Genomic DNA, 6,028 nt, shown 5'->3' on the forward strand with positions numbered 1-6,028 from the left:
GACAAATAGAGGGGTATTATTTTTTGTGATTTTCCTGCATATATTTGCTGATAATATCAAAGGAAAAATCCATAACCTCTTGCAGGCGCTCCTCGCGTTCTTCAAGGAACAACCAGCCCAAAAGTGCTTCAAAAGCTGTTGCCATACGGTATTCATGCACTGAGGCACTTTTCGGCACCATCGACTTGGCATTACGGCCGCGGCGGAAAATAACGCTTTCCTCCTCGCTCAGGCCAGCCTCCAGCTGCTGCATTGCCTGACATTGGCACACTGCAGAAACCATCTTGGAACCGATGTCATGTACAATGCGTACATGCTTGGAAGTCGGCAAAAGGCGCAGACGGACATACATAGAAAAAACTACGTCGCCGATATACGCCAACAGAATCGGATTTATTTCCTTAGTTGCAGGAAAAGGAGCACCGGCAGCCACACAGGCTGCCAGGGCATGCTCCTTTAGCATTTTGTATTGTTCAAATTTCATTATTGCTTAGACCACTTTACGCCTTGCGGAGTATCCTGCAGCACAATGCCGATTTCATTCAGCTTGTTGCGCAGCTCATCTGCCAGTGCGTAATTTTTGTTTTTACGTGCATCCTGACGCATAGCGATAAGCATTTCCACCAGCTCAGCTTCCTTGCTGTCGCCTGCCTCTTCTGCAGCCGGAGCAGCAGTTTTTTCCAGAACACCGATGATAGAGCAGGTTTCTGCAAAGACATCGTTGAACATAGCAACCAGCTTGCCGTCCGGTTTAATGCCAGCATCAACAACTGCCTTATGGTAAATGTTGATTTCCTTAGCCAGAGCAAACATATGGCTGATAGCCAGCGCAGTATTGAAGTCATCGCGCATAGCTTCCATAAATGCTTCACGCAGCTCTTTAACCTTCTCGCGCAGTGCCAAGCTTTCGGCAGTCGGGCCGGCGCTCAGCATTTCGCTCAGCTCACCCAAAGTTTCCTGTGCCTGACGCAGACGTGCAAGGCTCTTTTGTGCTTCGGTAAGACGTGCATCGCTGAAGTCCAGCGGGCTGCGATAATGCGTGGAAACGATGAAGAAACGCAGAGTTTCCGGATCGTAATGCTCTAAAATATCGATAACCATAAAGAAGTTGCCCAGAGATTTGGACATTTTTTCTTCGTTAACGGTAATAAAGCCGTTATGCAGCCAGTAATGCACGAAAGGATGAATTCCGGTGCAGCCTTCGGATTGGGCAATCTCGTTTTCATGATGCGGGAAAATCAAATCGCTGCCGCCGCCATGGAAGTCAAAGGTTTCGCCCAGATACTTCATGCTCATGGTAGAGCATTCAATATGCCAGCCGGGACGACCGGGACCCCAAGGGCTATCCCAAGCAGGCTCGCCCGGTTTAGCGGATTTCCACAGTGCAAAATCCATCGGATTATGCTTGCGGTCATCAACGTCTACACGCGCGCCGGCCATCATATCCTCAATGTTACGGCCGGAAAGCTGACCATAGTATTTAAACTTTTCTACACTGTAGAAAACATCGCCGTCAACAACATAGCCATAGCCATTGTCAATCAGGCATTGTACAGTTTTGATGATATCATCGATATGCTCGGATACACGCGGATAAACATGCGCACGGCGCACATTGAGTTTATCTATTACTTCAAAGTAGGAGTCAATGTAGCGGTTGCAGATATCATACCATTGTACGCCCTCTTTATTGGCAGTGTTGATAATCTTGTCATCAACATCGGTAAAGTTCTGTACATGGGTTACGTCATAGCCTTCATGCTCCAGAAAGCGGCGGATAACGTCCCAGGTTACGAACGGACGCGCATTACCAACATGCGGATGGTTGTACGGAGTAACACCGCAAACATAGATGTTGGCTTTGCCCGGATGAATAGGTACGAATTCTTCTTTTTGTTTGGTTAAGGTGTTATATACTTTAATGCTCATAATAACTATTCCTTTGCAAAAATTCTCTGAGCGACGAGAAGGCCTTGGATGCAAGCAACGCCGTTACGAAGCAGTTGAAGCCTTATCGTCAGTCATCAATCAAAGAGTTACGCCTGCTTTTGCCAAGCTGGATTTAATGCGTTTTGCAGTACGCTCAACGCCCAGCAGCGGAACCATTGCTGCCAGCTCAGGACCATGCTGATTACCGGTCAGAGCGACACGAATCGGCATGAATACATCCTTGCCCTTCAGCTTAGTTGCTTTCTGAATCTGCTTGAACAGAGCTTTAACTGCAGCATTGTCCAGGTTTTCTACCTTTGGCAGCTCTTCCAGCAGCATATTGATAACGGTCGGTACAGTTTCAGCCTTCAGAACTGCTTCTGCTTCCTCGTTTTCAAAATTGAATTCATCATTGAAGTACATTTCTACACATTCAGGAATCTGCGCAGCATAAGAAATGTGCTCCTGTGCGGTTGCTACAACGCGTTTCAGCCAAGCCAGCTTCTCGCCTTCTTCTTCGCCGGTCATGTAGCCTGCAGCAATCATGTACGGTTTAGCAGCTTCAAAGAATGCTTCCGCATCCAGCTGACGCATATAGTGCTGGTTAATCCAGTTCAGCTTGTCGATATCAAAAACAGCGGGGTTCTTAGCAACGCGGTCCATGCTGAATTCATGAATCAGCTCGTCCATGCTGAAGATTTCCTGCTCGCTGTTCGGAGCCCAACCCAAAAGTGCCAGGAAGTTGTTGATAGCTTCCGGCAGGTAACCCAGCTGACGATATTGGTCAACACTGGTAGCGCCGTGACGCTTGCTCATTTTGGTGTGGTCCTTGCCCAGAATCAGGGAAATGTGACCGAAGGTCGGTTGTTTGAAGCCCAGTGCATCATAAACGAGGCATTGACGCGGAGTGTTGGACAGATGCTCTTCAGCGCGGATTACATGAGTAATGTGCATCAGTGCATCGTCGATAACTACGGCATAGTTATAGGTCGGGATACCGTCGGATTTAACGATAACGAAATCACCGATATTATTGGAATCAAAAACTACATCGCCACGAACCATGTCGCGAACGAGAATCTGCTGGTCGGCAGGAACACGGAAGCGAACGGTCGGTTTGCGGCCTTCAGCTTTGAACTGAGCAATCTGCTCTTCGGTCAGATGACGGCATTTGCCCATATAACGCGGCATTTTGCCTTCTTTGATCAGGCTCTGGCGTTCTTCCTCCAGCTCCTCATCGGTGCAGTAGCAATAGTAAGCCTTGCCTTCAGCCAGTAGCTTGTCAGTATATTTTTTGTAGATATCAAGACGTTCCATCTGATGATACGGTCCGTTCGGGCCGCCAACATCAACGCCCTCATCCCAGTCCATACCCAGCCACTTCAAAGCAGCCTTGATATTTTCCTCGGATTCCGGGGTAGAACGCTCACGGTCGGTATCCTCGATACGCAGAATCAGCTTGCCACCGGTTTTGCGGGCCAGCAGATAGTTGAACAGCGCACTGCGCGCACCACCGATATGGAACGGGCCGGTCGGGCTCGGCGCAAATCTTACTCTAACTTCATCATTACACATTGATATATCCCTCCAAATTTATCTATTAACATTAGATTTACCAAAAAAGCACAATCACTCCGGCTCCGGCTAAAATAAATTTCCTTCCGCCGGTATATCCAAACAGATTACACTTATCAGTCTAATTATTATATCACATCTTGACAATGCTCGCCACAGCTTCAGCAGCAATACCTTCGCCTCTGCCTGTAAAACCGAGCTTTTCTGTTGTTGTTGCCTTAACATTTACGACAGACTCAGCAACATCTAAGACCTTGGCAACATTAGTACGCATTGCGGCAATATAGCCTGCCAGCTTCGGGCGTTGGGCAATAATCGTCACATCTACGTTATTAACCTGCCAGCCTGCCTCCTGCAAAAGCTTTTTAACATGCAGCGTCAGCTGCATGCTGTCCGCTCCCTTAAAGCGTTCATCCGTATCAGGGAAGTGCTTGCCGATATCGCCCATGGCCGCAGCGCCCAAAAGCGCATCCATCAGCGCATGCAAAGCTACATCTGCATCACTATGTCCCAAAAGACCTTTTTCATATGGAACCTCAACACCACAGATAATTAATTTGCGCTCTTCTGCCAGCTTATGTACATCATAGCCGCAGCCGATGCGAAATTGCGGCATTACAATTTTATTTTCCATCTTCCTGCTCCTGTTGCGCCAGCAGATTTTCTGCAAAAAGCAAATCCTCCGGCGTAGTAATTTTAATATTTTCGTAGCGTCCTAACGCTGTCGCTACCTTATGGCCCATCAGCTCTACTACCGAAGCATCGTCGGTAACAGCAGCAGGATGTGCCGCCAGCTGCGCGTAAGCCTGCTTCAGCAGTTCTGCAGTAAAAATCTGCGGTGTCTGTACTGCCATCAGCGTACTGCGCTCAGGCGTAGCAGTTACAATACCGTCGGTGCCGACAACCTTGATGGTATCCTTCACCGGAACAGCAGCAATTGCAGCGCCATGCACCTTAGCAGCCGCTAAGGTGCGTTCAAAAACAGCGCGTCCCGCAAAGGGACGCGCGCCATCGTGTACAGCGATATAACAGTCAGTTTCTTCCACTGTCGCCAACGCATTGGCAACACTGTCCTGACGCTCCTTGCCACCGGCTACCACGCAAAACGGCAACGTCCGAAAATAATCTTTCTGATAGCCTGCCAAAAGCTCACGGCCTTCAACAACCTCCTGCGGCGCCAACACGACAACGGCACGCTTAACCAGACCTGTTGCCTCCAGCATATGCAGACAGTGCACCACAAGTGGTGCACCGTTCAGCATAGCAAAGGCCTTATTAATCCCCAGCCCCAGACGCTTACCTGCGCCTGCAGCCGGAACAATTACAATAAGTTCATCCTTGCCCATCTCAAAGCTCCTATTTTGTTTTGGCGAAAATCATTCTTCCGGCAGATGTCTGCAGTATACTGGTTACCACAACAATCGCACTGTGACCAATAGAGTGACGTCCGTTTTCTACGACAATCATAGTGCCATCATCAAGATAAGCAACAGCTTGTCCCTGCTCCTTGCCTTCCTTAACCAGAAAGACATTCATTTCCTCGCCTGCAACAACTACCGGTTTAATGGCATTCGCCAGCTCATTGATATTCAATACCTTAACGCCCTGGATACCGGCAACCTTATTCAGGTTATAATCATTGGTAATAATGTCAGCGTTAGCCTGTCTTGCCAAACGTACAAGCTTAGCATCCACGCCTTCCAGATCATCGTAATCATTATCTACAACCAGAATACGATTCTTGTAGCTTATTTGCAAATCATGCACCAAATCCAGACCACGACGCCCTTTGGCGCGCTTCATGTTGTCCGAAGAATCCGCCAGCTTCTGCAGCTCCTCCAACACAAAATTCGGCACCACCAGCTGTCCATCTAAAAAGCCTGCAGCCATAATATCCATAACACGTCCGTCAATAATGACGCTGGTATCAAGCAATTTATTGCTGCTGTAAAGACGGTCCCCCAAAGGGCCCTCCAATACGCTCTTTGTTTCATCGACAGGCTTTACGGACTTACGCGTAGGAATGCGGTTAAAAAACTCCACAATATCATTATGCTTACGCAAAGCCAGCTTAGCACCGACAACCGAAAGTACAAGGCTTAGTACGATGGGAATAAACGGTCCGATAACCGGCAGTCTGGAAAAAGGACTGCCTATCAGATTTGCTAAAATCAGACCGATGCCGATACCGAAAATCATTACCAGAATATCACTGGTAGGTACGCCGGAGAGAGAAACCGTCAGACGTTCAGCGTAATTGAACAGCCATTTTGTAATAAACGGTGCCAATACTAGGCCAAGCCAGGAAGATATAAAAAGACCTGGTAAGGTCAGTATCATGGTAGCAAAGGTAATTCCCATTAAGCCATTGCCGTGTAAATCATAGCCCAAGTAATTTGATAAAAACGGTAAAGATAAATTTGTTAGTATAAGTCCAGTTACAATAATAATTAACGATATGCTCAAGCTAATAATTTTTCTCAGCATTGCATTTCCTCCTTATATAATGTATTTAGGTTGATAA

General features: G+C 47.6%; 6 protein-coding genes. All 6 read right to left on the bottom strand.

Going from position 1 to position 6,028, the window contains the following annotated elements; translation table 11 throughout:
- Positions 1-16: 16 nt before the first annotated feature.
- The gene (locus tag BN587_RS08135) at positions 17-484 is read right to left on the bottom strand and encodes a Mini-ribonuclease 3 (protein WP_021720631.1); all 468 of its coding nucleotides are present in this window, start codon (positions 482-484) and stop codon (positions 17-19) included.
- Entirely contained in the window at positions 484-1,932 is a 1,449-nt protein-coding gene (gene cysS, locus BN587_RS08140) for a cysteine--tRNA ligase (RefSeq protein ID WP_368482941.1), read from the bottom strand. Before cysS ends, BN587_RS08135 begins: the two co-directional genes overlap by 1 nt.
- Before the next feature lie 96 nt (positions 1,933-2,028).
- Positions 2,029-3,504 (bottom strand): glutamate--tRNA ligase, encoded by a 1,476-nt coding sequence (gene gltX / locus BN587_RS08145; protein ID WP_021720633.1) that lies wholly within the window; start codon positions 3,502-3,504, stop codon positions 2,029-2,031.
- A 133-nt stretch (positions 3,505-3,637) separates the two neighbouring features.
- The gene (gene ispF / locus BN587_RS08150) at positions 3,638-4,138 is read right to left on the bottom strand and encodes a 2-C-methyl-D-erythritol 2,4-cyclodiphosphate synthase (protein ID WP_021720634.1); all 501 of its coding nucleotides are present in this window, start codon (positions 4,136-4,138) and stop codon (positions 3,638-3,640) included.
- Positions 4,128-4,850, bottom strand: a complete 723-nt coding sequence (gene ispD / locus BN587_RS08155) for a 2-C-methyl-D-erythritol 4-phosphate cytidylyltransferase (protein ID WP_021720635.1) — start codon at positions 4,848-4,850, stop codon at positions 4,128-4,130. The genes ispF and ispD overlap by 11 nt, the downstream gene beginning before the upstream one ends.
- Before the next feature lie 10 nt (positions 4,851-4,860).
- A complete protein-coding gene (locus BN587_RS08160; protein WP_021720636.1) occupies positions 4,861-5,991 on the bottom strand; it encodes a PIN/TRAM domain-containing protein in 1,131 nt (376 codons plus the stop codon).
- Between the last annotated feature and the right edge of the window lie 37 nt (positions 5,992-6,028).

The organism is Phascolarctobacterium succinatutens CAG:287 (assembly GCF_000434895.1).
Lineage (GTDB): Bacteria > Bacillota > Negativicutes > Acidaminococcales > Acidaminococcaceae > Phascolarctobacterium_A > Phascolarctobacterium_A succinatutens_A.

What these genes read in the sequence shown, in the direction of transcription:
- BN587_RS08135 (WP_021720631.1), bottom strand. Translation starts at nt 484, where the DNA reads ATGAAATTTGAACAATACAAAATGCTAAAGGAGCATGCCCTGGCAGCC.
- gltX (WP_021720633.1), bottom strand. Translation starts at nt 3,504, where the DNA reads ATGTGTAATGATGAAGTTAGAGTAAGATTTGCGCCGAGCCCGACCGGC.
- ispF (WP_021720634.1), bottom strand. Translation starts at nt 4,138, where the DNA reads ATGGAAAATAAAATTGTAATGCCGCAATTTCGCATCGGCTGCGGCTAT.
- ispD (WP_021720635.1), bottom strand. Translation starts at nt 4,850, where the DNA reads ATGGGCAAGGATGAACTTATTGTAATTGTTCCGGCTGCAGGCGCAGGT.
- BN587_RS08160 (WP_021720636.1), bottom strand. Translation starts at nt 5,991, where the DNA reads ATGCTGAGAAAAATTATTAGCTTGAGCATATCGTTAATTATTATTGTA.